Origin of the sequence: Amycolatopsis albispora, assembly GCF_003312875.1 — a bacterium.
GTDB classification, from domain to species: domain Bacteria; phylum Actinomycetota; class Actinomycetes; order Mycobacteriales; family Pseudonocardiaceae; genus Amycolatopsis; species Amycolatopsis albispora.
In genome coordinates this window covers 6,481,865-6,507,427 of record NZ_CP015163.1, presented here as the reverse complement: position 1 = coordinate 6,507,427, position 25,563 = coordinate 6,481,865, and the positions used below count along the sequence as shown (strand labels likewise).

The window sequence follows — 25,563 nt, the reverse complement described above, 5'->3', positions numbered from 1 at the left end:
CCCGGTGTACCTCCGTCATCTGCAGGTCACGGACTTCCGCTCGTGGGAGCACGCCGACCTGCCGCTCGAACCGGGCCCGACCGTGCTGGTCGGGCAGAACGGCCGTGGCAAGACGAACCTGATCGAGGCGATCGGGTACGCCGCCACGCTCGGCTCGCACCGGGTCGCCACCGACGCGCCGCTGGTCCGCCACGGGCAGGAGCGCGCGCTGGTGCGGGTGGCCGTGGTCAACGAGGACCGCGAGCTGACCGTGGAACTGGAGATCACGCCGGGCCGGGCGAACCGCGCGCGGGTGAACCGGGGCACGGTCGGCAAGCCGCGCGACGTGCTCGGCATCCTGCGCACGGTGTTGTTCTGCCCGGAGGACCTGGCGCTGGTCCGCGGTGATCCCGGCGAGCGCCGCAAGTTCCTCGACGAGCTGCTGGTGCAGCGCGCGCCGCGGTACGCCGGGGTGCGCGCGGACTACGAGCGGGTGCTGCGCCAGCGCAACGCCCTGCTCAAGACCACCGGCAAGAAGCGGGGCAGCGCGCGCGAGGACCCGTACGCGCTGAGCACGCTCGAGGTCTGGGACAACCACCTGGCCACGGCGGGCGCGCAACTGCTCGCCGGGCGGCTGGACCTGGTCGCGGACCTGGCGCCGCACACCTCGGAGGCCTATCGCGGGGTGGCGCCGGATTCGCGGCCAGCGGTGATCTCGTACCGGTCGAGCCTGGGCGAAGCCATTCCGGCCGGGTACGGCGTTCCCGCAGGTGAGCGGGCGGATGTCGGCAAGCTGACCGAGATACTGCTGGCCGCGCTCGGCGAGTCGCGCGCCCAGGAACTCGAACGCGGGGTAAGTCTGGTCGGGCCACACCGGGACGAGCTGGACCTCGTGCTCGGTGAGGCACCGGCGAAGGGCTACGCCAGCCACGGCGAGTCCTGGTCGTTCGCGCTGGCCCTGCGGCTCGGCTCGTACGAGCTGCTGCGGGCCGAGGCGGGTGAGCCGGTGCTGCTGCTCGACGACGTCTTCGCCGAGCTGGACCGGCGGCGCCGCGCCCGCCTGGCGGAGGTCGCCGCCTCCGCCGAGCAGGTGCTGGTGACCGCGGCGGTGGCGGAGGACGTGCCCGAGGAACTGGCCGGGCGGCGCTTCTCCGTCACGGAGGGAGAGGTGCGGCTTGCCCAGTCGTGAACCGTGCGTGCGCAACCTGGCGACCTGGGGTGACCGCGACCACAGCGATTGCCAGCCGATCTGGGGACAAACCTGTGGATAGTGTGGATAACACCGTGAATCAGTTATCGCGACGAGTGACCGCAGGGCCGAATGGGCCGTCCACTGGCCCTCACGTGGGCGAGTCCACGGATGGGGCCGGGAGTTCGGCTACGGGCGGTGACAATGCCGCTGCGCCGAACGTGAATGGTAGTGCACAGTCCGGTCGTGACCTCGCGCGGGCCGCTCTCGAAGCCGCGCGCGCGAAGACACAGGCGCGCAAGACCCCGCTCGGCAAGCGCCCGGCCACCGGGACCCGCCAGGACCCGCGCCGCCGCCGGTGGTCCGGACCGGGCGCGGACTCCCGTGATCCCCAGCCGCTCGGGCGGATCGTCTCCCGGATCGCGGTCGAGCGCGGCTGGAACGGGCGGCTGGCCTCCGGCCAGGTGTTCGGCCGCTGGGCCCGCCTGGTCGGGGAAGAGGTGGCCGAGCACGCGCAGCCGGTCGCGCTCAAGGACGGCGAGCTGACCGTGCGCGCCAGCTCCACCGCCTGGGCCACGCAGCTGCGCCTGCTGCAGGGCCAGCTGATCGGCAAGATCGCCGCCGGGGTCGGGAACGGCGTGGTCAAGCGCATGCGCATCCAGGGCCCGACGGCGCCGAGCTGGCGAAAGGGCCCGCTGCACGTGTCCGGTCGCGGACCACGTGACACATACGGGTGAGAAGGACTTGACTCGAGGCTGACTCATTGCCCCGAGGGCGCACGGAGCCAACCTGAACCATTGCCCGAGTCGACCCGCGTCGAGTTCGTGGCTCTGTGACGAAATCAGGGGTGTCCTTGCCGCATGTGAGCGGACGTGGCCAAGTACCATGTTCGTAGCGGGATGACCGCGCTGCTCGAGACGAGGAGAAAACACGCCGGTGACAGCGAAGAAGAACGACTACGACGCATCGTCCATCACCGTGCTCGAGGGTCTTGAGGCAGTCCGCAAGCGCCCCGGCATGTACATCGGCTCGACCGGTGAGCGCGGCCTGCACCACCTGGTCCAGGAGGTCGTGGACAACTCCGTCGACGAGGCGATGGCGGGGCACGCCACCAAGGTCGAGGTCATTCTACTGGCCGACGGCGGCGTCCAGGTGATCGATGACGGTCGCGGCATCCCGGTGGACCTGCACCCCAAGGAGCAGAAGCCGACCCTGGAGGTCGTGCTCACCGTGCTGCACGCGGGCGGCAAGTTCGACAGCGACTCGTACGCGGTCTCCGGCGGCCTGCACGGCGTCGGCGTTTCCGTGGTGAACGCGTTGTCGTCGAAGCTGCTCGCGGAGGTCAAGTACGGCGGCCGCAGCTGGCGCCAGGAGTACACCGACCAGGTGCCCGGCGAGCTGGAGGACCTCGGCCCGGCGGACTCCACCGGCACCAGCATCACCTTCTGGGCCGACCCGGACATCTTCGAGACCACCACCTACAACGCCGAGACCATCGCCAGGCGCCTGCAGGAGATGGCCTTCCTGAACAAGGGCCTCACGCTGAGCCTGCGCGACGAGCGCGTCGCCGAGGAGGACACCGAGGCCGACGCCTCCGGCCAGCAGGCCAGGGTCAAGGAGCGCGTCTACTGCTACCCGGGCGGGCTCGAGGACTTCGTCAAGCACATCAACGGCAGCAAGGACCCGATCCACAGCAGCGTGATCTCCTTCGACGCCAAGGGCGAAGGCCTCGAGGTCGAGGTGGCGATGCAGTGGAACACCGGCTTCACGCCGTCGGTCTACACCTTCGCCAACACGATCAACACGCACGAGGGCGGCACCCACGAAGAGGGCTTCCGCGCCGCGCTGACGCGCATCGTCAACGCGTACGCGCGCGACAAGAAGCTGCTCAAGGAGAAGGACAGCAACCTCACCGGTGACGACGTGCGCGAGGGCCTCGCCGCGATCGTCTCGGTCAAGCTCGCCGAACCGCAGTTCGAGGGCCAGACCAAAACGAAGCTGGGCAACAGCGAGGCCAAGTCGTTCGTGCAGAGCAAAACGAACGAGTGGCTGGCCGACTGGTTCGAGCGCAACCCGGCCGAGGCGAAGACGATCATCAACAAGTCCATCTCCAGCGCGCAGGCGCGGATGGCCGCCCGCAAGGCACGCGACCTGGTGCGCCGCAAGGGCGCGCTGGAGATCGGCGGCCTGCCCGGCAAGCTGAAGGACTGCCGCTCCACCAATCCGGAGGAGTGCGAGCTCTACATCGTCGAGGGTGACTCGGCAGGCGGCTCGGCCAAGGAGGGCCGGGACTCGATGTACCAGGCGATCCTGCCGATCCGCGGCAAGATCATCAACGTGGAGAAGGCCCGTATCGACCGGGTGCTGAAGAACACCGAGGTCCAGTCGCTGATCACCGCGCTGGGCACCGGCATCCACGACGAGTTCGACCTGGCCAAGCTGCGCTACCACAAGATCGTGCTGATGGCCGACGCCGACGTCGACGGCCAGCACATCACCACGCTGCTGCTCACCCTGCTGTTCCGCTTCATGCGCCCGCTGATCGAGCACGGCCACGTCTTCCTGTCGCGGCCGCCGCTGTACAAGATCAAGTGGCCGCGCCAGGAGCCGGAGTACGCCTACTCCGACCGCGAGCGCGACGGCCTGATCGCCGAGGGCGTCGCGGCCGGCAAGAAGCTGCCGAAGGACGACGCGATCCAGCGCTACAAGGGTCTCGGCGAGATGAACGCCGAAGAGCTGTGGGAGACCACGATGGACCCGGCCAACCGCCTGCTGGGCCAGGTCACCCTGGACGACGCCGCCACCGCGGACGAGCTGTTCTCCGTCCTGATGGGCGAGGACGTGGAGGCCCGCCGCTCGTTCATCACCCGCAACGCCAAGGACGTCCGCTTCCTCGACGTGTAGTCCCGCCACGGACTTTTCCTGAACCATAGAAGGACCAGATGACGGAAACCTTGCCGCCGGAGAACGACCGCGTCGAACCGGTCGACATCCAGCAGGAGATGCAGCGCTCCTACATCGACTACGCGATGAGCGTGATCGTGTCGCGGGCGCTGCCGGACGTGCGTGACGGGCTCAAGCCGGTGCACCGGCGCGTGCTGTACTCGATGTACGACTCCGGGTTCCGGCCCGAGCGCGGGTACAACAAGTGCTCGCGCGTGGTCGGCGACGTGATGGGCAACTACCACCCGCACGGCGACTCGGCGATCTACGACGCGCTGGTCCGGCTCGCCCAGCCGTGGTCGATGCGGTACCCGCTGATCGACGGCCAGGGCAACTTCGGGTCGTCGGGCAACGACCCGGCGGCCGCCATGCGGTACACCGAGTCCCGGCTCGCGCCGCTGGCCATGGAGATGCTCCGTGACATCGACGAGGACACCGTCGACTTCTCGGACAACTACGACGGCCGCACCCAGGAACCCGACGTGCTGCCGTCGCGGTTCCCGAACCTGCTGGTCAACGGCGGTTCCGGGATCGCGGTCGGGATGGCGACGAACATCCCGCCGCACAACCTGCGCGAGGTCGCCGACGGCGTGATCTGGGCGCTGGAGCACCCGGACGCCTCCGAGGACGAGCTGCTCGCCGCGCTGCTGCAGCGGATCAAGGGCCCGGACTTCCCGACCAAGGGCCTGATCCTCGGGCACGCCGGCATCGAGGACGCCTACCGCACCGGCCGCGGCTCGGTGCGCATGCGCGCGGTGGTCGAGGTCGAGGAGGACGCCAAGGGGCGCACCATCCTGGTGGTCACCGAGCTGCCGTACCAGGTCAACCCGGACAACCTGGTGGAGAACATCGCCAACCTGGTCCGCGACGGCAAGCTCACCGGCATCGCGGACATCGCCGACGAGTCGAACAGCCGCCGCGGCATGCGCATCGTGGTCACGCTCAAGCGCGACGCGGTGGCCAAGGTGGTGCTGAACAACCTCTACAAGCACACCCAGCTGCAGTACAACTTCGGCGTCAACATGCTGGCGCTGGTCGACGGCGTGCCGCGCACGCTGCGGCTCGACCAGATCATCCGGCACTACGTCAAGCACCAGGTCGAGGTCATCGTCCGCCGGACGAAGTTCCGGCTGCGCAAGGCCGAGGAACGCGCGCACATCCTGCGTGGCCTGGTCAAGGCGCTGGACATGCTCGACGAGGTGATCGCGCTGATCCGCCGGTCGCCGTCGGCCGACGAGGCGCGGGCCGGGCTGATCGAGCTGCTCGACGTGGACGAGGTGCAGGCGGTCGCCATCCTCGACATGCAGCTGCGCCGGCTGGCCGCGCTGGAACGCCAGAAGATCGTCGACGAGCTGGCCAGGATCGAGGCCGAGATCGCCGACCTGAAGGACATCCTGGAGAAGCCGGAGCGCCAGCGGCAGATCATCGCCGACGAGCTGACCGAGGTGGTCGGCAAGTACGGCGACGACCGGCGCACCCAGATCATCCCGTTCGACGGCGACGTCTCCATCGAAGACCTGATCGCGGTCGAGGACGTGGTGGTCACCATCACCCGTACCGGGTACGCCAAGCGGACGAAAACCGATCTGTACCGCTCGCAGAAGCGCGGCGGCAAGGGCGTGCAGGGCGCCACGCTCAAGCAGGACGACATCGTCCAGCACTTCTTCGTCTGCTCCACGCACGACTGGATCCTGTTCTTCACGAACAAGGGCCGGGTCTACCGCGCGAAGGCCTACGACCTGCCGGAGGCCAACCGCAACGCGCGCGGTCAGCACGTGGCGAACCTGCTGGCCTTCCAGCCGGACGAGCAGATCGCCAGCGTCATCCAGATCAAGGACTACCAGGTCGCGCCGTACCTGGTGCTGGCGACGAGGAAGGGCCTGGTCAAGAAGACCAAGCTGGCCGACTTCGACTCGAACCGCTCGGGCGGGCTGATCGGCGTCAACCTCCGCGAGGGCGACGAGCTGGTCGGCGCGGTGCTGGTCTCCGCCGAGGACGACCTGCTGCTGGTCTCCTCGGACGGCCAGTCCATCCGCTTCCACGCCACCGACGAGGCGCTGCGGCCGATGGGCCGCGCCACCTCGGGGGTGCTGGGCATGCGGTTCAACGACGGCGACGAGCTGCTCGGCATCAACGTGGTCGCCCCGGACAAGTTCCTGCTGGTGGCCACGGACGGCGGCTATGCCAAGCGCACCCCGATCGAGGACTACCCGATCCAGGGCCGCGGCGGCAAGGGCGTTCTGACCATCCAGCACGACCAGCGCCGTGGCAGGCTGGTGGCAGCACTCATCGTCGATGTCGACGACGAGCTGTACGCCATCACGTCGAGCGGCGGCGTCATCCGCACCCCGGCGGAGCAGGTGCGCAAGGCCGGCCGGCAGACCAAGGGCGTGCGACTGATGAACCTCGGGGAGGGCACCACCCTTCTCGCCGTCGCGCGCAACGCGGACGAGCCGTCAGACGTCAACGGTGCAGCCGGAGGAGACGACACGCAGGAACCGCAGGAGTAGCGGTTCCGGACTCGGTAAGGACTGACGCTTCGTGACACCATCGGACAAGCCCGACAACCACGGCTCGAACGGCACGGCGGCAGGGCCGGCGACGCCGCCGTGGCAGCGCGTGGCGAAGGACGAGGGCAACGGCTCGGCACCGGCCACTCCGGCAGGCGGCACGCCCGCGGCGTCCCCGGGCACTCCGGCGGCTCCGGGGCATTCGGAGTCGGGCAGCGAGGCGACGGTCTCGGAGAAGTGGCCGGTGGCCACCGAAACCACGCAGGCCCAGCCGGCTGCCGCGCCCCCGCCGGTGCAGTACGACCACAACCCGCCCAGCGGGGAGCAGCCGCTGGCCACCGGCTCGGCGACCTCCCGGCTGTTCGGCGGGGACAGCGGTGACGGCGGGGCGCCGTCGGCGGCGGCCAGGCCGGGCGGCGCCAAGCGGCCCGCGCCGACCGCGCTGCGGCGGCCGGGCCGGGGCCCGCGGCGGGCGAGCCTGCAGATCAAGCGGTTCGACCCGTGGTCGGTGCTGAAGCTGTCGCTGGTGCTCGGCGTGGCGATGTTCTTCGTCTGGCTGGTCGCGGTCGGGGTGCTGTACACCGTGCTCGACGGCATGGGGGTGTGGGAGAAGCTGAACGGCACCTACACCTCGCTGGTCCAGGGCGAGGGCACCACCACCGCGGCCGAGCCGCTGATCAGCGCCGGTCGCGTGTTCGGCATCGCGGCCATCATCGGCGCGATCAACATCGTGCTGCTCTCGGCGCTGGCCACGGTCAGCGCGTTCATCTACAACGTCTCCGCCGACCTGGCCGGTGGCCTGGAGGTGACGCTCTCCGAGCGGGAGTGACCCCGTGTACGGGGCGGGAAGGGCATCGGGTAGGCTTCTTCTCGTTCCCAGGGCCCATAGCTCAGGCGGTTAGAGCGCTTCGCTGATAACGAAGAGGTCCCAGGTTCAAGTCCTGGTGGGCCCACCCTGAGAACGAACCCCCGTCACCGTGTGGCGGGGGTTGTTTCTTTTCGGTGCACCCGGGGCACTAACTGGCGTAGCTGACCACCACCGGCTCGCCTTGGAGGCACTCGATGTCCGATGACGTCGTCGAACTGATCCTGAACGACCACCGCAGGTTCGAAGAGCTCATGCGCGGACTGCGGGACAAGACCTCCGATCGGGCCAAACTGCGCGACGACCTGTCGCAGCTGCTCGTGGCGCACGGCGAAGCCGAGGAACGCGAGGTCTACCCGCAGCTGGCGAAGAAGGCCTCCGAAGACGACGAGGTGGAGCACGGCGAGGAGGAGCACGCCGAGATCAACAAGGCGCTCCTGGAGTTCCTCGAGGTCGAAGACCTCGATAGCGACGACTACGACGAGAAGCTGGAAGAACTCGCCGAAGTGCTCAACCACCACGTCAACGAGGAAGAGCAGACGCTGCTCAACGACGCCCGCGAGGAACTGCCGCAGAGCGAGCGGGACAAGCTGGGCGCGGCCTTCCTGGTCGCCAGGGACACGCTGCTGAAGACCAACTGCGGCCGCGTGGAAAACGTGCGCCTGGTGGTGGAGAAGACCAAGGACCGCATCGACTGAGGTTCCACGTGGAACAAGGGCGGGGCAGCCCGCCCCGCCCTTGTCCGGGCCGGTCTACTGCTCGGCCCGCTGCCTGGCTTCGTCGATGCTGGCCTGGTCCTTGGCCCGGCGCAGCTCGTCCTCCTTGTCGGCGACCTCCTGCTGCGATCGGCCCTTGTCCTGCTGGGCCTGGCCTTCGCGTTGCAGGTCGTCGTTGCCGAGGAAGGTGCCGGCGGTCTCCTTCACGCGGCCCTTGACGTCCTCGACGGCCCCCTTGACGCCTTCCTGCTGTTCGTCCCGGTTGGTCATCTCGTCCCTCCTGTCGGCGAACCCGTCTCCGCTTCGGCTACCCCGAGGTGGACCGCGCAAACGGCACCCCGGCGCGGTGCAGTAGCATCGACCGGGCAAGCGGAGCAGGAATCGTGTTCGTGGAGAGGGGCCTCAGGTGAAGAAGCTGTTGGCGCTCGCGGTCGTCGCGGCCGGCGTTCTTTTCGTCGTGAAGCGCAACAAGGACGCGAAGGCCGAGGCCGACCTCTGGCGTGAAGCCACCGCCCCGACCGGCAAGCCGCTCGGTGCCGTTTCCACCAACGGCAGCGCCCCGGCCAAGACCTCGGACGCGGCGAACAACTGAACTTCCCAGGCGAGCGGCCGGTGTCCGCTCGCCCCGGGGCTGTAGCTCAATTGGTAGAGCACCGCCTTTGCAAGGCGGGGGTCAGGGGTTCGATTCCCCTCAGCTCCACCCTAGGGGTCTTACTAGAACAAGTGCCTGAATGAAGGCCACGAAGTAGGACCGTGACGCTTGACGGCGTGCAAGGACCACCCGCGTTGCGGGTGGTCCTTTTGTTTGTGTCCTCCGCGTTGGATGCGGCGGTCCGCTGACCTTGGATGGCGTGGAGTTCGCCGAAGGGTTCACGGAGCTCACCGTCTGTGATCTTGTCGTCCTCGATGTAGAGGGCGTGGAAGATCGCCTGGTTGAGGAGGCGGCGCTGTTGGTCGTTGCAGCGTCGGTACAGCTGGTCGGGCTGTTCGAGGAGGGCAAGGCTGGCGTTGACGAGCTGGGCGCTGTCGGTGAGGTCGGCGTTGGCTGTGTCGAGGCGCTCCTCCAGCCGGCGGCGCTCGCGGGCGATGTCGCGCAGCTTCTCCTTGACCTTGGTCCGAGGCAGCGTGCTGTCGGCGGCGAGGTCGATCAAGTTCTCCTCCTTCGTGTCGAGTTCCTTGAGCTGTGTGGTGATTTGCTTGCGCAGCAGGCGTGCGGACTTTTCCTGCTCGCCGAGCACGGCATCGATCTGGTCGCGCATGTCAGCGATGAACGGCTGGCTGAAGCGAATCGCGGAGTAGTGGCGCTCAACCGCGTCCTCGACGAGTGTGACGTTGACGTGGGGTGCTTGGCACAGCCCCTTTTGCCGGCCGCGGCAGAAAAAGTACAGGTACTCGGCACCCTTCGAGTTGATGGTCCGTTGGATGATCATCCGCCGCTTGATGCCGTCGCGTTGGCAGCGTCCACAGAACAGCGATCCCTTGAGGTAGTGGTGGTGGACGCGACGGCGTTCTTGTGCCGTCATGCGCGATTCGAGGATCTCCTGGACGGTGTCGAAGAGGTCCTCGTCGATGAGGGGCTCGTGTCGCCCCTGGATTTCTTCGCCGTCGTACTCGACGTATCCGAGGTAGTAGCGATCGCGCAGCATTTGCGAAATCTTGTTCTCGGAGACCTTCTTGGCTGGGTGTCGCCGGGTGGCCCTGGTGCGGAGGCCGCGGTCGTAGAGCTCGTCAGCCAGCTCTTCTTGCGTGTAGTCGCCGGTGGCGAAGAGCTCGAAACCCAGCTGGACAAAGGGCGCTCGTTCGGGGTCGACGATGATCGTGCGGATCACGCGGCCGTCGGAGTGGTCGATGTGGTTGAGGTAGCCGAGCTTCGCGCGGCCGAGCGTGCCGCCGTTGCGGGCCTTCTGGCCCATCTTGTAGGCGATGTCGGCACCGGACTGGCGGGATTGGTACTCGTTGAACGTGGCCAGGATGCCGTGCATCAGCTGGCCGACCGGGGTGTCGTCGATGGCCTCGGTGGCCGAGACCAGGGTGACGCCGCGCTTGCGCAGGTCTGCCATGACGATCGCGTCGTCGTAGCGGTTCCGCGCCATGCGCGAGAGCTGGTAGATGATGATGACGTCAACGTCGCCCTGGCTGCGCACCCGCGCGAGCATCTGTTGGAATGCTTCGCGCTTAGTCATCTCCATGGCTGAGCGTCCGGGCTCGACGTACTCGTCGATGACCGTGACGCCCAGGTCCCGCGCCTTGCGCAAGCACGCTTCCCGTTGGGCCGGAATGGAGATGCCTTCCGGGTTGTAGTCGGTCCGGACTTGCCCGGTCGAGGACACGCGCAGGTAGATCACTGCGCGAGTGCCGGGGGCAAGGTCGTCCATCGGCGGCTGGATGGGGATGGTGACGTCCTGCTGCAGTTCATCGATGAAGTCGGCATAGGCGCTGGTCACTAGTGCACCCTCTTCCGTGCGGGCCCCTGGATGGGGCTTGTGGTAGGAACTAGGCGGAAGTCGGGGTGACGGCTTGGGCTGGTCGCCCTTTGTGGGCCTTCATGACACTGCCGCCCCCGGCTTCCCCGGAACCGTGAAGCGATGACAAAGGGACGCGCGATCGAGCGCCGGTTAGTGACCACTCTGCTGTCGGTTCCCTTGCCTCCGTCTGGCTCCTGCCCTGGACTACACGCAGGAAGGCGACCCGGTTGTCGCAGCAGGATGGGCCACTGTTCTTCGTGGGGATCGACTGGGCGGGGGCTGAGCATGCCGTGTGCGTGCTCGACCACACCGGCAAGAAGATCGCCGCGTTCACCATCGATCACACCGCCGCCGGTTTCGGCCGGCTGGCCGCCAGGCTGGGCAGCCTCGGCCCGGCCGAGCAGATCCCGGTGGCGATCGAGCGCCCGGACGGGCGCCTGGTGGACGCGCTGCTGGAGGCCGGTCACCCGGTGCTGCCGGTCAAACCGAACGCGATCAAGACCTGGCGCGAGGCCGAAGTCCTCTCCGGCGCCAAATCCGACCCCGGCGACGCACACGTGATCGCCGACTACCTGCGAGTGCGGATCCACCGGCTGCGCCCCGCCGCACCGTTGTCCAGTCACACCAAGGCACTGCGCACCGTTGTGCGTACCCGTAGTGATCTTGTCGAGGCCCGTATAGCGGCGACCAACCAGCTCGCCGCATTGCTGGACGCGCACTGGCCAGGCGCCAAGGCCATCTTCGCCAACATCGAGTCCGCGATCGCCCTGGCGTTCCTGACCCGCTATCCCACCGCCGTCTCGGCGGCCTCGTTGACCGAGAAGCAGCTGGCCGCGTTCTGCGCCAAACAAGGCTATTCGGGCAGGAAACCCGCCGCCGTCCTGCTGGCCCGGCTGCGCTCTGCCCCGGCCGGCACGCTCGATCCCGTGGTGTCCACAGGAGTCCAGGACGCCGTGCTCGCCCAGGTCGGCATGCTTACCGCGCTCAATACCGCGATCAAGGCCCTGGACCGCTCCATTGCCGAGAAGATGGACACCCACCCCGACGGCAAGGTCTTCCGATCCTTTCCCCGTGCGGGCACCATCAACGCCGCCCAGATCCTGGCCGAATGGGGCGATTCCCGCGCCGCGTTCGACCACCCCGACGCCATCGCCGCACTGGCCGGGATCACGCCCGTCACCAAAGTCTCCGGCAAACAACGCGGCGTGTCCTTCCGCTGGGCCTGCAACAAACGCCTGCGCCTGGCCATCACCACCTTCGCCGACAACAGCCGCCACTCCAGCCCCTGGGCCGCCGACATCTACAACCGAGCACGCGCCTCCGGCAAGGACCACCCCCACGCCACCCGCATCCTGGCCCGAGCCTGGATCCGTGTCCTCTGGCGCTGCTGGCAAAACCACACGCCCTACGACCCGGCCCTGCACGGCGGCGCCCAACACCGGATGAAACAGCCGACCGCAGCCTGACTTTGATCTTGAGGTTGACACAAGGGGTGTCATGACACCTCCTTCTGAGGGCGGCCTGGACGGAGGACCGTGCAACCGGCGAGTGGGTCCTGGCGGCTGGATCGCGCGCTCCCGGCGAGCGGCGAATTCATGGCCGGGTTGCTGTTTCTCGACGGCTGCGGAACCGCGCGAGCATGCGTCGGAACAGCTGGCGTTTCGGCCGTCGCCAGAGTCGAGCGTTTGGGTCGACGTACTCGTCGATGAGCCAGACGCCCAGTTCCCTGGCCTTGCGCAGACATGCCGCACGCTGGGCCGTGACGCTGTGGTCGGTCTCGGCCCGTCCGAGCGAGGCCACGCGCGTGTAGATCACCGCGCGGGTGGTGGGCGCAGGGGCATCCGACGGCTGGAGTTCGTTGTCCGAGTTGGCGTAGTCGGTGGTCATGACACCTCGTTACGAGTCGGTCTGGATGGGGATGTGCTGGTCGGCGCAGTGGGCCCCGGCGGGATTTGCAGTTACCCGGCGAGCGGTGACTCGTCGGCGGATTGCTGGTCGTGGCGACGACGGTCGCGACGATCTGCGAGTGCGCCGGTCTGCTCGATCTCCGCGACGGCACTCACCACGCGTACGAGGAAGAGGCCGTGCGCGGTCTCCGTGTCGAGGGCGGGATCAGCGGCCGAGACGACCCGCACGCCTCGGGACGTCAGCTCGTTGAGCACGAAGGCGAGGTGCTGCGTCTTGCGGGAAAGGCTGTACAGGTGGTTGACGACGAGCACGTCGATGACTCCGGATCGGGCTGCCGCCAATACCCGTTGCAGCCCAGGACGCTTCAGCGTGCCGCCTGATGCGTAGTCGCTGCTGCGGAGAGCGATGTGCCAACCGGGTTGGGCCGCGACGTAGGTCTGCAGGTGATCGCTTTCGCGGAGCGTGGGCCACCGCGGGTAGAGGCCGACGCGTACCAGCCGTCGAGTCCGTGGGTGTGCGGCCCGACGGCTGCGGGGATCGCAAGTGGCAGGCGGCATTGTGGTGAACCTTCCTTTCGAGTCATTGGCGAGTGGCTTCGATCCGCTGGGTTCGTTGCGCGAACGCGAACGCGCGACGTCATGCCGCGTCGCGGCGGTGATCGGGGTGGCTGGCGTCTGAGGTGCCTGGCTCGGCGGGCAGTGTTTGCTCGCTGGCTTCGGCCTGCGCCAGGTCTGCCGCGAGGCTGGCGACCACCCGCGCGAGCTTGCGCATGTCGGGGGGATCGCGGCGGACACCGCGCACCACCACGTTGCGCACAGCTCTGCTCGCGCCAACGCGCCGTCGGGGTTGCCTGCTCGGCGCGTTGACGGGGCTTCCCTGCTGCTCCTGGTCGGCCGGAGCAGGAACGTCGGCGCAGTTGTTGTCGGCCTGATCGGGGTTGCGAGGTTGAGCGCACATGAGCGCCCCCTTCGTGCCCGTGAAGCCCGCGGCTGGCGGAGGTTCACAGGGCTGCTGGTCGGCGACAGGAACCGTCGACACAGCGGGCACTCCCAGCTGCCGACACCTGCGGTCGCCGATCCGCGCGAAGCGGGTTTCGCGGCGATGCGGGCACGCACCATGACGTGCGTTGAATGAGCTGGGACCGCCAAAGCTGTCACGACCAACGGGCCTCTACTCCCCGCATGCGTCTGTGTGGGGCCGGCGCTCGTGGCCGTGTTGGACTCTTGCCGTTCGGTAGGACTGTGTGCCTTGCCGAACTGGTGCTGGGTCACCTCGTCAGCACGAGGTGGGCGGTCGACGCGAGTCCAGAAGATCGCTACCGGCGCTGACCGCGAACGGCGGCGCGTCGGCATGGCGATGAACGTGATGGGTGCCGAAGCACCTCCTCTCTGTTGAACCGGGGACAGGTGCGCCATTCAACTAAGGTAACACCTGAATAGATCTAGTGCAGCCTGTGTATCTCAAGTGTCATCTGTGCATGGGTGTGTGTCTGCTGAACACGCCGAACGTGCGGCGGCCGGCTTCGGTCGCCATCGGGGACACTGAGCGTCGGTTGGCGACGGCGCGAAGCGCCTCGGAGCGACGGGGACGGGACGGCAGCGGGTGCAGATCGAGTGGCGGCTGCGGAAAGTCATGGCCTCCCGCGACGTCTGGACGGCGACCCAGCTGCGCGAACTCCTCATCCAACGCGCCGGGTTCGAACTGTCCCTCCAGTCGGTTGACGTGCTGATCAAGAAGCAGCCGGTCCAGGTGAAAGTGGCGACCTTGCAGGCGCTGTGCACGACGCTGCGGTGCACGCCCAACGAGCTGTTCGGAATCGACACGCCACGCGATGTCTCGCTCGTCGAACCGGACACCACGGAGTCCCGCGGCGAGCAGTGAGCCCGCGGCGGCGAATGCGGCGACGGCCATCACGCGGCCCTCCCCAATACCTGCGGGGGACACGCTGTCCGCAAACAGTCCTGCCGAACCAACGTGGTTCGAATCAGCCGATACCAGCTGAGCGCGAAGCGCAGACAGTCCGCCGGGGACTCCGAAGATGAGGAAGTGGTGTGCGTGCGCGGCTGGCTGGATGCCAGCATGGTGGCCATGACGAAGCGTGCGATGTCCAAGGAGGGCGAGGAAGAAGCTCGACGGCTGGTGGAGTCGGTGCGCGGCGTGCCGGTAACCCCTTGGGACGAAGGTGGTGGTCGCGGCTCCAGGTACGACTTCAACATCGGCAAGGACGGCGCGCTGGAGGTAACCAGCCTGGCTGATGAAGGCGCGGAGGTCGTGTTGAGGCGTGCCAGCCGCGCAACGACATCGAGGCCCTCGTCTCGGTTGACCAGGACCTGGCTGGTGATGGTCGACATGCCGAACAACTTCGGACTGACGAGCGGAACACCGAGTTCCGCGGGCTGGCTGACCGGATCGAAGACCAACTCGTGGAGATGGAGCGCCGGGGCGAGTCGGAGATGAGTCGTTGGTCTTCTCGTGTCCAGGGCCTCTGTGATGATCCGTCGTGCCCGTTTCACGGCCTGGCGCGGTTGAGGGTGGTCTCGGCAACCGCGTTCGACGTGAAGGGCCTGCGTCCGCCGGAGATCTTCATGTCTCTGGCTCACGGGCAGGTGTGCCATGGCCCCAACGATCTGCCGGAAGCGATCGAGCAATGCCTGGCGGACAAGCCGGACAACTGGCGAAAGCTCCAAGTACCCGGCAAGGCTGATCGGCAGGTCTTCTTCTGGGCCCGGCAGAGTCGGTGGAGTGCGCTGCGCGCGTTGCGGATGGACGAGTTGCCCAGCCGTGCCCCGGACGTGGAGAAGTACGGGATCACCGGTGTGTGGGCGGGCATCCTCGGGCGGTGGGACAAGGCACTGTTTTGGTCGGTGACCACCGACTGGGTTCGCGTGCAGATAGATGAGAACGCTGAGTCGGCGTAAGGCGACGGCGAGGGTCCACCGACGGGAGGTCATGCCGCGCTCGGCGGGGAGTCGGCCGAGTCCGCCGCGCCGGACGGACCTTCAGCAGCGCCGGGCTGGGCGCGGTGGAAGGTGCGCTCGTCGACGAGTGGCTCGTGCACCTTCGGCGCCGAGGTGACCCATTGCTCGATGGGCGCCGGGCGGCCGGCGACGGTGCGAGCCCAGACCTGGCGCCCGGTGTACTTGACGTTGGTGACAACCCGCCGGACCCCCTTGGCGGTCCAGCGCCCGTTGGGCACAGGGGCGGGGTACTGGTGGGGGTCGCTGTTGAGTCGTGCGGCGATGACGGCGAACGTCATGCCGTGGTCGGCGCGCCAGGTGAAGATCTGTTTGACGACGGCGGCGGTCTGCCAGTCCGGGACGAGGACCGCGCGTAGTTTGCTGTGTCCGCTGGGGTCGGTGACCCGGATGCGCAGGGCTCGGTAGCCGTAGGGCGGCGGCCCGATTTGGTAGCCGGCGCGGACGAGTTCGACCATCGCCTGACGGGCGCGGCGGGTGGTCTCGGCGTGGTGCGCGGCGAGTGGGGCCCACTGGATTCGGTTGCCGCGGGCATCGACCAATACGTCGTCATCGGACTGGTCATCCGCTCGTGCTTCGGGGTCGACGGCGGTTGCACCCGACTGACTTGTCCACAGGTTTGTCCACAGGTGGGCCCACCATGGTGGACGGGTCTCGGCCACCGGTGTGCCGGTGCAATGGTGGTATGCGGCGGCGCGAAGCGCGGTGCGCTTGCGGCGGAACTCGGGGTGCCAGCCGCACTCGCGGCAGTACAGGCGGGTGGTCATGCCGCTCGCCTCCAGCCGGGGTACTCGGCGCCGTTGACGGCGGGCCGGATGACCTCGTCCTCGGTCGGCCACGGGGTGCCGGCTGCCGCGGCGGCGGCGAGTTCGGCGTCGTGGGCGAGTTGGAAGACGAGCACCTCGTGGTGCGCGGTGAGCGCGGCCAGCGTACCGGCGGCGCGGGTTCGGGCGGCGGCGCGGCGCTCGGCCAGTGAGGCGCGGGTGACCAGTCGGTTGCCGCGCAGTCCGGCGGTTAGTGCGATGCACCGCTCGACCGGGGACAGCCCGGCCGAGGTCGCGGCGGCGATGAGCGGGGTGGTCAGGTCGACCAGCGCGCCGTCCGGGTTCCGCAGGGGTCGCGTCACGATGGCGACGTGTCCGCCGGAGCGCAGCAGCGGCTCGCAGTAGAGCAGTGTCGTGGCGAGGTCGGCGAGGGCGGACTCGACCGGGTCGCGGTCCGGACCGTTCGCGCGGTCCGGCGCGGTGCGCAGGGTGGTCAGGACGAGTCCGACTCGCCCGATCAACCCGGCGGCCCGGACGGTCGCGAGCACCTTCGGTCGGGCGTCGAGGACCGAGCCGTCGCGCCACGCGCCCGCGGTCTTAGCGGCGGTGACGTTGGCGCGAGCGAGCGTCCACCACCGGGTGCGGGAGGTGAGTCCGAGCGCGTGACGGCCGGCGCGCAGTGCCTCAACGAGGACGGTGCCGGCGCCGCAGTCCGGGTCGAGAACGAGGTCGCCGGGACGGGTGTAGGTGGCGATCGCGTGGGCGGCGACGGCGGGCGGAATCCGGTCGATGTCGGTCTCGGTGCCGGACACACAGCCGGCGTCGCGCAGCTGCGCGAGCGGGTCGCGCTGGCCGGTGGGCCAGACCGACAGCGGCGGCATCGGCGGCTCCTCCCCCGGCGGCAGGGGGAGCGGCCAAGGCGACGTGGGGCGGTCAGTCATCGGAGGTCTCCTCCCCGTCGGCGGCGTCGGTCAGGGCCGGCTGGCGGGTGAACACCAAGAGGTCGTCATGCACCTGGGTGTGCCGAGCGGGCGTCGCGAGCGGGCGCGCTGGCCCCTGCGGTCGGGGGTGCGGGGCCGGGGTCGCGACCGCGAGGGCGCCGTCGCGGACGGGGACGCGCAGCAGGGCGATGCGATCGAGGTAGTGCAGTCCGGCGTGCTGCGCGGCGCGCACCAACGAGCCGGCGGGGTCGGTGAGCCGATCACGGGACCGGTCACTGTGAGTGATGACGGCGAGGGTGCCGGTCGGGGTGAGCAGACCGGCCCAGTCGGCCGGACGGAACCAGTCGAGGGTGCGCGGGTCGGCCGCGGTGATGACGAGGTCGTAGCGGTCCGGACCCGCGCCGGTCGCGGTCGAGTCCGGTCCGGGACGGCGGTGTGTCGACGGCCCGGCGGGCTGGTCGGTGGTCGGACTGTCGGTGCGCGGTCGGGGTCCGGACTCGGACTCGACCGACGCGTCAGCGGAGTGTTCGTCTACCGGGTCGGGGTGCGCGACTGCGGTCTGGGTTTGGACGCCGCGGCCGAGTCGGACCACCGTCCAGCCCGCTTCGTGTAGTCCGGCGTACGGGCCGGGCCGGGACTGGTTGCGGCCCCCGGTTGGCGACCACGACGAGGGTGGGGCGAGGTAGGGCGCGGGGTCGAGCAGGAGCACCCGCTGGCCGGGCTGGGTGTAGGTGGTGACGAGCTTGATGACCGCGGTCAGCAGCCAGTTGGCGAGCAGTCCGGTGCCCTCGCGGAGGTCGTCTTGCGCGCACGGCCAGACGGTGCTCGGCCGAGCGGGACGCCGGTGGCGCAGGTTGAGGCGCAGGGTGCGCAGGCGCGGTGTTCGCCGCCTGTGCGGTAGCGGGATCGGGACGGTCGGGGGGTCGGTCGGGCTGTGCTCCTGGGAGCCGTCTCCCGGTGAGTCGTGGCCGTGTGTCGGGGTCATCGCGGGTCTCCTCCGACGGATGGGTGCCGTGCGTTCTGACGCCCCTTAACTCCGTATTTCGACCCCGTTTTGGACACGTCCCGCCAAATTTCTTTGCACCGCCCACTCGGGCTAAGCGCGACTCGACGCGATTCGGACAGTTCTGCCAAAGCCGTGACTGAGGAACCGCTTGTCCGGTCATCCCGCGCCGCCGCGAACCGCTTCCTGGACCAGTCGCGGCCAGATTTTTCAAGATCTTTCCGGCGGTGCGATGTGGATCTCGCCGCTGGTCCGCATCGGAGCCCTTCGTGACTACTAGCGCCGTACTAGCGAGCGACTATAACCCCAGCTCAACGGCTACTAGAGTTGATCAACGATCGTAGTTGACCAAGCCCATTTTTGATCTTGGATCGACGCGTTCGCGAGGCGAAATAGTAGTTCGCTAGTAGCCCCGGAACGGTTTGCTAGTTGGCGCCTAGTAATGGCGTGGTATTTCCGTGGTATCGGTCGTGGCTTCCTGACGGCGTTGTTGTTCGCATCGACGCCGTGGGAGTCACGACATGGCAGCACAATCCGTTTTTCGTCGCCGTGGCGACGAGGCTGTCCCGAACTCGTTGGATATCGCGCGGGACACGTTTACCTGGCTGGTGACCGGGCCGCACCCGGTGTCGCTGAACGGCCGGCTCTTCCCCGGCCTGCCCGACCGGCACATCCCGCTGGACGAGGTCCGCGACCGGCTGCTGGCGCGCCGGTGCCCGCAGGCGACGCGGGACGCGGTGTGGGCGCATCTGGTGCTGCGCTCCCGTACTGAAGGAGCGACCTGGACGGTCGCCGCGGTCGGGGTCGCACTGCCCGCGCTGACCTCGGTCGCGGCCACCCTGTCCGATCGGTTCGCCGGCGATCCGGCCGATGTTCACGCCGAGGTGTTGCGCGGCTTCCTGACCGCGTTGTCGACCATCGATCTGCGTCCGCCGCGGATCATGCTGCGACTGCGGTGGGCCGCCTACCGGTCCGGCTACGACGCGCTCGCCGAGGCGCTGGCGGGTCCGACTCCAGTCGCGCCGGGCTTCCGATCCACCCCGCCACACACGCCGTGGGGACACCCGGATCTAGTCCTCGCTCGCGCGGTCGCGGACGGAGTCCTGACCCAGACCGAGGCCGCACTCATCGGGGCGACCCGGTTGGAAGAGGTGTCCGTCGCGGACTGGGCTGCGGCGCACCAGACCGGCGAGTGGGCGGTCTACAAGACGCGCAAACGCGCCGAGCTCCGGCTCGCCGCGTACCTGCGCGACGGTGCCGCCGAGACCGATCCGACCGACCCGCTGACCGACCAGGTAGCCACCGCGTTGGCCCTCGCGCGCCCGGTCTCGCCGGTCCGCGACTTGCCGCTGTCGTCACTGTCCGTGTCCGTCGCTGACGCGGAATCGGGGCAGAAAGTTCAGGGTCGCGTGTCCAAAACGGACGCGAAATCCGGAGTTCAGGGCTGCGGGACACACCCGCGCTCAGCCCGACCTTCGGAGGTGCCCCAATGCGCCTGATCGATCGATTCTTCCCCGCCGCGAGCGGACCGCGCAGCGCCCGCCTCGACGGCAATCCGCAGCCGCCAGCCGAGGCCCCAGCGTCGAGCACGCCGGACCATGTCACCGGCAGCGAGTCGACCAGTGCTCCGATCATTACGCCGGAGGACTGGACCCCGGTCCGCCCCCGCCGCTGGTCGCACGTGGTGCTGATCGTCGAGCTGGCGATCCTCGCGCTGTTGGCGTCGGCGTCGGCGGCGCACGCCGACACGATGGTCGTCGCCCTCGCGGACTCGGTGACCACGGTCCTGAACAACGTCCGCAACTGGATCATGGGCATCTTGGCCGGTCTGGCCACGGTGTTCCTGTCCATCGGCGGCGTCCGCTACGTGATGGGCGGCGGCGACCCCGGCGAGGTCGAGAAGGCCAAGACCGCGTTCAAGTCCGCCGGGTGGGGCTACGGCCTTGCGGCGCTCGCGCCGCTGGTCGTGGAGATCCTCAAAGGGATCGTGGGGGCCTGACCGATGGCCGTCAGCACCCCGCCCACGGTTCGCCCGTACCGCCGGTCCGGCGGCCCGGTCGCGACCGCTGCCGCCGGACGAATCGACGGGGACCGAGCGATGCTCTCCCCGGTCTCCGACGCCAGCGCCGACCGGCCGCCGGCTGGTCGGCCGCGGCGCTGGCGCGCGGGCTGGATGCTGGCGCTGAGCATCGTCGTGCTCCTGGTCGGCGTCCTCGCGGTCAGCGCGTGGGCCTCGCCCACTGCGCCGCAGCAGCCCCCGCCGCAACCACCGTTGCCGATCCCGACGGTGGATCCGTGCACGCCGGGTTCGCCGCTGCCGGTCTGCCAACTGCCCGCGCCGACCACTACCAAGCCGCTGCCCACCGCGCCGCTGCCACTCCCGACCGGGGTGCCCGCGCCGACGACATGCAGCTTCCCCGGCCAGGTCGGCTGCACCTCGTCCACGCCGACCACGACGCCGAGCCAGCCGTGCACGGGTGAGGACTGCATCCCGCAGCCGACCACGCCACCACCGAGCACTGGTCCGCAGCAGCCGGGCACGGGCAGCGGCGAGGGCGACTCGGACTGTGGGATCACGGACATCGGGGCCTGCATCACCGAGGCCATCAACGGCGCGTTCCGCAGCATCGTCGACGCCGCGCTCTCGCCGATCCTGGAGCTGATCGGGCACACCGCGCTGTCCACGCCGACGATCAGCGACCTGCCCGGCATCGGCGAGTTGTGGAACAACTCCTGGGAGCTCGTGGTCGCCGCCTACGGCCTGCTCATCCTCCTCGGCGGCATCCTCGTGATGGGCCACGAGAGCGTCCAGGCGCGCTACTCGATCAAGGAGATCGGGCCGAGGATCCCGATCGCGTTCATCGCCTCGGCGCTGTCGCTGTTCTTCACCGACAAGCTCATCCGACTGGCCAACGGCCTGACCCTGGGCATCCTCGGCGACGGAGTCAACGCGCCCTCACTGGGCAACACCCTCAAGGACGCCGTCGCCGGCATCCAGACCGGCGGACTGTTCATCATCCTGGTCGGCCTGGTGCTCGTCGTGGTCGGCCTGGGCCTGCTGGTCGTCTACGTGGTCCGGATCGTCATCACCCTCGTCTTGATCATCTCTGGCCCCCTGTTCCTGATGTTCCACGCGCTGCCACACACCGACCCGCTGGCTCGCTGGTGGTGGAAGGCGATCACCGCGACGCTGGCGATCCAGGTCGCTCAGGCCCTGGTGCTGATCACCGCGGTACGTACGTTCCTGTCCGGCGGCGTGAATCTGTTCGGCTCGACGCTGTCCGCGCTCGGCACGCTGGTCGCCGCGATCGCCCTGTTCTTCATCCTGTTCAAGATCCCGTTCTGGCTGTTGAAGGCGGTCAAGGTCAGCAACGGCCGCTCGTTCCTCGGCGGTCTGGCCCGCGCCTACATCGCGGCGAAGACCTTCGGCATGGTCGCCGGGAAGACCGGCGCGCTCGGCAAGGTCGGCGGCGCCGTCGGTGCGAAGAGCGGCGGGGGCGGTGGCGGCGGTGGGGGCCGCGGTGGCGGTGGGTCGGCGGACCCGCCGTGGCCCGCGCAGCCACGCCTCGCGCCCACCCCGGAGATGGTCAACAAGCGGCTCAAGGCGGCCCATGACGCCGAGCGCGCCCGCGCGGCCCGCCGGTCGCGGCTGCCGTCGCAGGCGCCGCAGTTCCTGCAGCCCTCACCTCAAGACACCACTCACGACCCCGCCGTCACCCCGGCGAACCAGGGACCAGCCATGCCTCCTGAGTTCAGTTCCGCACCCACGCCCGCCACGCCGATCTCACCGCCGCGGCGGGGACCTCGGCCCGGATCGGCGCCGCAGTTCCAAGCCGCTGGAGGGCCACGTCGACGCGGCGCCACCCCACCGCCGGCCCGCCCGATCCGCACCGCGTCGGTGCCCCCGCAGTTGCAGTTCCGGCCCGCCACGCCACCCGCGCCGGAGCCGTCGTCGCCACCCAGGTCGGCGTCCGCTCCTGCCGCGCCGGTGTTCCGGCAAGCCCAGCCCAAGCCGCGCATCGGGGACGCCTACCGGCGTACCCAATCGGTTCCGCCGCCGGTGTTCCGCGCACCGAAACCCGCCCCAGGAGGTGAAGGGAAATGAGTCAGCCGGTAAGGATTCCCGCCGACGTCGATCGCGAGGACCGCGTCATCGGTCCGCTGACCGCGCGGCAGCTGCTCATCCTCGCCGTCACCGGGATCGTGCTGTACGGGGCGTACACGCTCACCCGCGAGTTCGTGCCGCTGGTGGCGTTCCTCATCGTCGCCATCCCGATCGGGGTGACCGCCGCGTTCCTCGCGCTCGGGCAGCGCGACGGCATTCCCCTCGACCGGTTGGTGCTGGCCGCGCTGCGGCAGCGGTTGAGCCCGCAGCACCGGGTGGCCGCGCCGGAAGGCATCCGGCCCGTCCCCGAGTGGCTGGGCAGCCAGGTCGCGAACACCAGCAGCACGGGCCGCGCCAAGCGGAAGGACAGCGCGGGCGGCGCGGATGCCGCGGCATCGACGGTCTCGCCGGCCGCGCTGCGGCTACCCGCCGAAGCGGTCACCGACACCGGTGTCATCGACCTCGGCAAGGACGGCGTCGCCGTGGTCGCGGTCTGCTCCACGATCAACTTCGGGCTGCGCACTCCGGCCGAGCAGGAGTCCCTCGTCGCCTCCTTCGGGCGCTACCTGCACAGCTTGACGGCACCGGTGCAGGTGCTGGTGCGGGCGGAACGGCTGGACCTATCCGGGCAGATCGCCGAGCTCCGCGACCAGGCCGGCGGTCTGCCGCACCCGGCGCTGGAACGGGCGGCGCGCGAGCACGCCGAGTACCTCGACCAGCTCGGCCGCGCCACCGATCTGTTGCGCCGTCAGGTGCTGCTGATCCTGCGTGAGCCGCTGCTGACCACGGGGCCAGCCGACGGGCTCGGCGGCGCCTCACCGCTGGCCGCGTTGACGGCGAAACGCCGGGCCGCCAAGCAGGCCGCCTTGGTCGACGACGCCACCCGGCGCGCGGCCGAAGCCCGGCTGGTCCGCCGGCTCGGCGAGGCGGTCGAGCTGCTCTCCCCGTCGGGGATCGTGGTCACCCCGCTGGACGCCGGACAGGCCACCGCGGTGCTCGCCGCAGCCTGCAACCCCGACAGCGTGATCCCGCCGAACTCCGGTCTCGCCGGCTCGGACGAAGTCATCACCACCGCCCCAGACGAGGGCTGGGACGCAGGTGCGTTCGGCCGCGCAGCGTTCCCTGCCGACGGCGAGTTCGGCGAGGCCGAGGACGCCTGGGACGACGGCCCTGACGACGGCTTCGACGACACCGCCGAGGACCCCGACGACTACGCCAACTCCGCGGGGAGGTACCGCCGATGAAGACCACAGCCAAGCGCCACGGCCGGAAGGCCCAGGCCATGCAGCCGCCGCTCGGGCGGGCCAGCGCGTTCACCCCGGACGCCATCTCCGTGCGCCCCCGCGCGCTGGAAGTCGGCGGCGAATGGGTCGCCAGCTTCGCCGTCGTCGGCTACCCGCGCGAGGTCCACCCCGGTTGGTTGCAGCCGCTGCTGACCTACCCCGGACGGGTCGACGTCTCGCTGCACATCGAGCCGATCGACCCGGTCACCGCCGCGAACAGGCTCAAGAAGCAGCTGTCGAAACTGGAGTCCGGCAGGCGGCACACGAGCGAGAAAGGACGGTTGATCGACCCGCACGTCGAAGCCGCCACCGAGGACGCCTACGACCTGTCCGCCCGAGTCGCTCGCGGCGAAGGCAAGCTCTACCGGCTCGGGCTGTACCTGACCGTGCACGCCCCCACCGAGGAAGCCCTCGGCGATGAGGTCGCGGCGATCCGGTCGCTGGCGGCGTCGCTGCTGCTGGACTGCAAACCGACCACGTACCGCAGCCTGCAGGGCTGGATCACCAGCCTGCCCATGGGCCTCGATCTGGTCGGCATGCGCAGGACGTTCGACACCAGTGCGCTGTCCGCGGCGTTCCCGTTCACCTCGCCCGACCTGCCGCCTCCGGACCCGACCTCGGTCGGTGCACCCAGCGGTGTGCTCTACGGCTTCAACGTCGGCAGCCAGGGCCTCGTGCATCACGACCGGTTCGCTCTGGACAACCACAACAGCGTGATCCTCGGCCGCTCCGGCGCGGGCAAGAGCTACCTGGTGAAGCTGGAGTTGCTGCGGTCGCTGTACCGCGGGATCGAGATCCACGTCATCGACCCCGAGGACGAATACGCCCGGCTGGCCGCCGCGGTCGGCGGGACGTACGTGCACCTCGGCGCCGAGCAGGTCCGGCTCAACCCGATGGACCTGCCGATCCACACCCGCCCGGACGGCCGGCGCACCGCGCCGCGCGACGCGCTCATCCGACGCAGTCTGTTCCTGCACACCGTGATCGCGGTACTGCTCGGCGCTGAGCTCGAAGCGACCGAACGGGCGGCGCTGGACCGGGCGATCACCGCGACCTATCAGCGCGCCGGGATCACCTCGGATCCGCGGACCTGGACCCGCCCGGCTCCGCTGCTGGCCGACCTCGCCGAGGTCCTTGCCGACGCCGGAGATCCCGCCGGGGTGGAGCTCGCGGCGCGGCTGCACCCGTACGTCACCGGCGCGTTCTCCGGCCTGTTCTCCGGCCCGACCTCGACACGCCCCGAAGGGCACCTGGTGGTGTTCTCGCTCCGCGATCTCGCCGACGAACTCAAGCCCATCGGCACGCTGCTCACCCTGGATGCGGTGTGGCGGCAGGTCTCCAACCCGGCCATCCGCAAGCCCAGGCTGGTCGTGGTCGATGAGGCGTGGTTGCTGATGAAGGAGCCCGCCGGTGCCGAGTTCTTGTTCCGGATGGCCAAGGCGAGCCGCAAGCAGTGGGCCGGCCTCACGGTCGCCACCCAGGACACCGCGGACGTGCTGGGTTCGGACCTCGGCAAAGCCGTCGTCGCGAACGCAGCCACGCAGATCCTGCTGCGGCAAGCCTCCCAGGCGATCGACGAGATCACCCGCACCTTCGACCTCTCGCTCGGCGAGCGCCAGTTCCTGCTCTCCGCCGACCGCGGCCAAGGTCTGCTCAGCACCGGGACGCAGCGGGTGGCGTTCCAGTCCATCGCCTCGCCGGTCGAGCACGAGTTGGTCACGTCCAACCCCGCGGAAATCGCCGGGTATTCCGACGCCTCGTCGGGAATCGAGAACTCCTTCGTCGAACTCGGCGCGGACGATACCGCAGGAATTGCGGACTCGTTCGACGACGGCGACGCGTCGCAGATCGAACTCGACGCCGCCTGACCGCCTCGCTCGCAAGCGCTAATCCGTTCACATCGAATCGCACCTAGGG

Annotated in this window: 23 protein-coding genes, 2 tRNA genes and 1 pseudogene; 18 read left to right on the top strand and 8 right to left on the bottom strand. The window is 69.2% G+C overall.

Features of this window, described 5'->3' with window-relative positions; translation table 11 throughout:
• Positions 1-4: 4 nt before the first annotated feature.
• From recF to A4R43_RS30770, 7 genes are all read left to right on the top strand, one after another.
• Positions 5-1,168, top strand: a complete 1,164-nt coding sequence (gene recF / locus A4R43_RS30800) for a DNA replication/repair protein RecF (protein ID WP_113695291.1) — start codon at positions 5-7, stop codon at positions 1,166-1,168.
• Positions 1,169-1,389: 221 nt separating this feature from the next.
• Positions 1,390-1,905, top strand: coding sequence for a DciA family protein (locus A4R43_RS30795; RefSeq protein WP_113695290.1), 516 nt, complete (start codon positions 1,390-1,392; stop codon positions 1,903-1,905).
• A 199-nt stretch (positions 1,906-2,104) separates the two neighbouring features.
• A complete protein-coding gene (gene gyrB, locus A4R43_RS30790) occupies positions 2,105-4,072 on the top strand; it encodes a DNA topoisomerase (ATP-hydrolyzing) subunit B (RefSeq protein ID WP_113695289.1) in 1,968 nt (655 codons plus the stop codon).
• A gap of 38 nt (positions 4,073-4,110) precedes the next feature.
• The gene (gene gyrA / locus A4R43_RS30785; protein ID WP_113695288.1) at positions 4,111-6,621 is read left to right on the top strand and encodes a DNA gyrase subunit A; all 2,511 of its coding nucleotides are present in this window, start codon (positions 4,111-4,113) and stop codon (positions 6,619-6,621) included.
• Between the two features lie 31 nt (positions 6,622-6,652).
• Positions 6,653-7,450, top strand: coding sequence for a DUF3566 domain-containing protein (locus A4R43_RS30780; protein ID WP_113695287.1), 798 nt, complete (start codon positions 6,653-6,655; stop codon positions 7,448-7,450).
• 50 nt (positions 7,451-7,500) lie between these two features.
• Positions 7,501-7,574: transfer RNA gene (locus A4R43_RS30775), tRNA-Ile, on the top strand.
• Positions 7,575-7,683: 109 nt separating this feature from the next.
• The gene (locus A4R43_RS30770; RefSeq protein WP_113695286.1) at positions 7,684-8,184 is read left to right on the top strand and encodes a hemerythrin domain-containing protein; all 501 of its coding nucleotides are present in this window, start codon (positions 7,684-7,686) and stop codon (positions 8,182-8,184) included.
• Positions 8,185-8,238: 54 nt separating this feature from the next.
• Here A4R43_RS30770 and mbp1 read toward each other — a convergent pair whose 3' ends face one another.
• Positions 8,239-8,472 carry a microaggregate-binding protein 1 gene (gene mbp1, locus A4R43_RS30765; RefSeq protein WP_113695285.1) on the bottom strand — a complete coding sequence of 78 codons (234 nt, stop codon included), beginning with the start codon at positions 8,470-8,472 and terminating at the stop codon, positions 8,239-8,241.
• Between the two features lie 136 nt (positions 8,473-8,608).
• Here mbp1 and A4R43_RS30760 point away from each other — a divergent pair, with 136 nt between their 5' ends.
• A complete protein-coding gene (locus tag A4R43_RS30760; RefSeq protein WP_113695284.1) occupies positions 8,609-8,794 on the top strand; it encodes a DLW-39 family protein in 186 nt (61 codons plus the stop codon).
• Between the two features lie 35 nt (positions 8,795-8,829).
• Positions 8,830-8,902: transfer RNA gene (locus A4R43_RS30755), tRNA-Ala, on the top strand.
• A gap of 883 nt (positions 8,903-9,785) precedes the next feature.
• Here A4R43_RS30755 and A4R43_RS44250 read toward each other — a convergent pair.
• Positions 9,786-10,577, bottom strand: a pseudogene (locus tag A4R43_RS44250) (recombinase family protein); the annotation flags it as partial.
• A gap of 317 nt (positions 10,578-10,894) precedes the next feature.
• Here A4R43_RS44250 and A4R43_RS30745 point away from each other — a divergent pair.
• Entirely contained in the window at positions 10,895-12,133 is a 1,239-nt protein-coding gene (locus tag A4R43_RS30745; protein ID WP_110341530.1) for an IS110 family RNA-guided transposase, read from the top strand.
• A 127-nt stretch (positions 12,134-12,260) separates the two neighbouring features.
• On the opposite strand, the gene A4R43_RS30740 is transcribed toward A4R43_RS30745, so the two are convergent.
• The 3 genes from A4R43_RS30740 to A4R43_RS30730 all read right to left on the bottom strand — a co-directional run bounded on the left by A4R43_RS30740 (position 12,261) and on the right by A4R43_RS30730 (position 13,391).
• A complete protein-coding gene (locus tag A4R43_RS30740; protein WP_110341528.1) occupies positions 12,261-12,554 on the bottom strand; it encodes a recombinase family protein in 294 nt (97 codons plus the stop codon).
• 71 nt (positions 12,555-12,625) lie between these two features.
• Complete coding sequence (locus A4R43_RS30735; RefSeq protein ID WP_110341526.1) at positions 12,626-13,132, bottom strand: recombinase family protein; 507 nt, start codon at positions 13,130-13,132, stop codon at positions 12,626-12,628.
• A 79-nt stretch (positions 13,133-13,211) separates the two neighbouring features.
• Positions 13,212-13,391 (bottom strand): hypothetical protein, encoded by a 180-nt coding sequence (locus A4R43_RS30730; RefSeq protein WP_110341524.1) that lies wholly within the window; start codon positions 13,389-13,391, stop codon positions 13,212-13,214.
• A gap of 786 nt (positions 13,392-14,177) precedes the next feature.
• On the opposite strand from A4R43_RS30730, the gene A4R43_RS30725 reads away from it, so the two are divergent.
• The 3 genes from A4R43_RS30725 (at position 14,178) to A4R43_RS30715 (ending at position 15,493) form a co-directional block, all read left to right on the top strand.
• Positions 14,178-14,456, top strand: a complete 279-nt coding sequence (locus tag A4R43_RS30725; RefSeq protein WP_110341522.1) for a helix-turn-helix domain-containing protein — start codon at positions 14,178-14,180, stop codon at positions 14,454-14,456.
• Positions 14,457-14,630: 174 nt separating this feature from the next.
• Entirely contained in the window at positions 14,631-15,032 is a 402-nt protein-coding gene (locus A4R43_RS30720; RefSeq protein WP_146240091.1) for a hypothetical protein, read from the top strand.
• Positions 14,999-15,493, top strand: coding sequence for a hypothetical protein (locus A4R43_RS30715; protein ID WP_110341518.1), 495 nt, complete (start codon positions 14,999-15,001; stop codon positions 15,491-15,493). Before A4R43_RS30720 ends, A4R43_RS30715 begins: the two co-directional genes overlap by 34 nt.
• Positions 15,494-15,522: 29 nt before the next feature.
• Here A4R43_RS30715 and A4R43_RS30710 read toward each other — a convergent pair whose 3' ends face one another.
• From A4R43_RS30710 to A4R43_RS30700, 3 genes are read right to left on the bottom strand one after another with little or no spacing between them, the layout of a single operon-like run.
• A complete protein-coding gene (locus A4R43_RS30710) occupies positions 15,523-16,317 on the bottom strand; it encodes a recombinase family protein (protein WP_110341516.1) in 795 nt (264 codons plus the stop codon).
• Positions 16,314-17,255: a DNA methyltransferase gene (locus A4R43_RS44515; protein ID WP_110341514.1), complete on the bottom strand. Its 942-nt coding sequence runs from the start codon at positions 17,253-17,255 to the stop codon at positions 16,314-16,316. The genes A4R43_RS30710 and A4R43_RS44515 overlap by 4 nt, the downstream gene beginning before the upstream one ends.
• Positions 17,248-18,240 carry a hypothetical protein gene (locus tag A4R43_RS30700; protein ID WP_110341512.1) on the bottom strand — a complete coding sequence of 331 codons (993 nt, stop codon included), beginning with the start codon at positions 18,238-18,240 and terminating at the stop codon, positions 17,248-17,250. Before A4R43_RS30700 ends, A4R43_RS44515 begins: the two co-directional genes overlap by 8 nt.
• 626 nt (positions 18,241-18,866) lie before the next feature.
• Between A4R43_RS30700 and A4R43_RS30695 the strand changes: the two genes are divergently transcribed.
• From A4R43_RS30695 to A4R43_RS30675, 5 genes are all read left to right on the top strand, one after another.
• Positions 18,867-19,757, top strand: a complete 891-nt coding sequence (locus A4R43_RS30695) for a hypothetical protein (RefSeq protein ID WP_236808379.1) — start codon at positions 18,867-18,869, stop codon at positions 19,755-19,757.
• A gap of 182 nt (positions 19,758-19,939) precedes the next feature.
• Positions 19,940-20,257, top strand: a complete 318-nt coding sequence (locus A4R43_RS30690) for a pilin (protein WP_110341604.1) — start codon at positions 19,940-19,942, stop codon at positions 20,255-20,257.
• A gap of 99 nt (positions 20,258-20,356) precedes the next feature.
• A complete protein-coding gene (locus A4R43_RS30685; RefSeq protein ID WP_236808377.1) occupies positions 20,357-22,363 on the top strand; it encodes a TrbL/VirB6 family protein in 2,007 nt (668 codons plus the stop codon).
• Positions 22,360-23,607: a PrgI family protein gene (locus A4R43_RS30680; RefSeq protein ID WP_110341506.1), complete on the top strand. Its 1,248-nt coding sequence runs from the start codon at positions 22,360-22,362 to the stop codon at positions 23,605-23,607. The genes A4R43_RS30685 and A4R43_RS30680 overlap by 4 nt, the downstream gene beginning before the upstream one ends.
• Positions 23,604-25,514 carry a VirB4 family type IV secretion system protein gene (locus tag A4R43_RS30675; RefSeq protein WP_110341504.1) on the top strand — a complete coding sequence of 637 codons (1,911 nt, stop codon included), beginning with the start codon at positions 23,604-23,606 and terminating at the stop codon, positions 25,512-25,514. The genes A4R43_RS30680 and A4R43_RS30675 overlap by 4 nt, the downstream gene beginning before the upstream one ends.
• Positions 25,515-25,563: the final 49 nt, after the last annotated feature.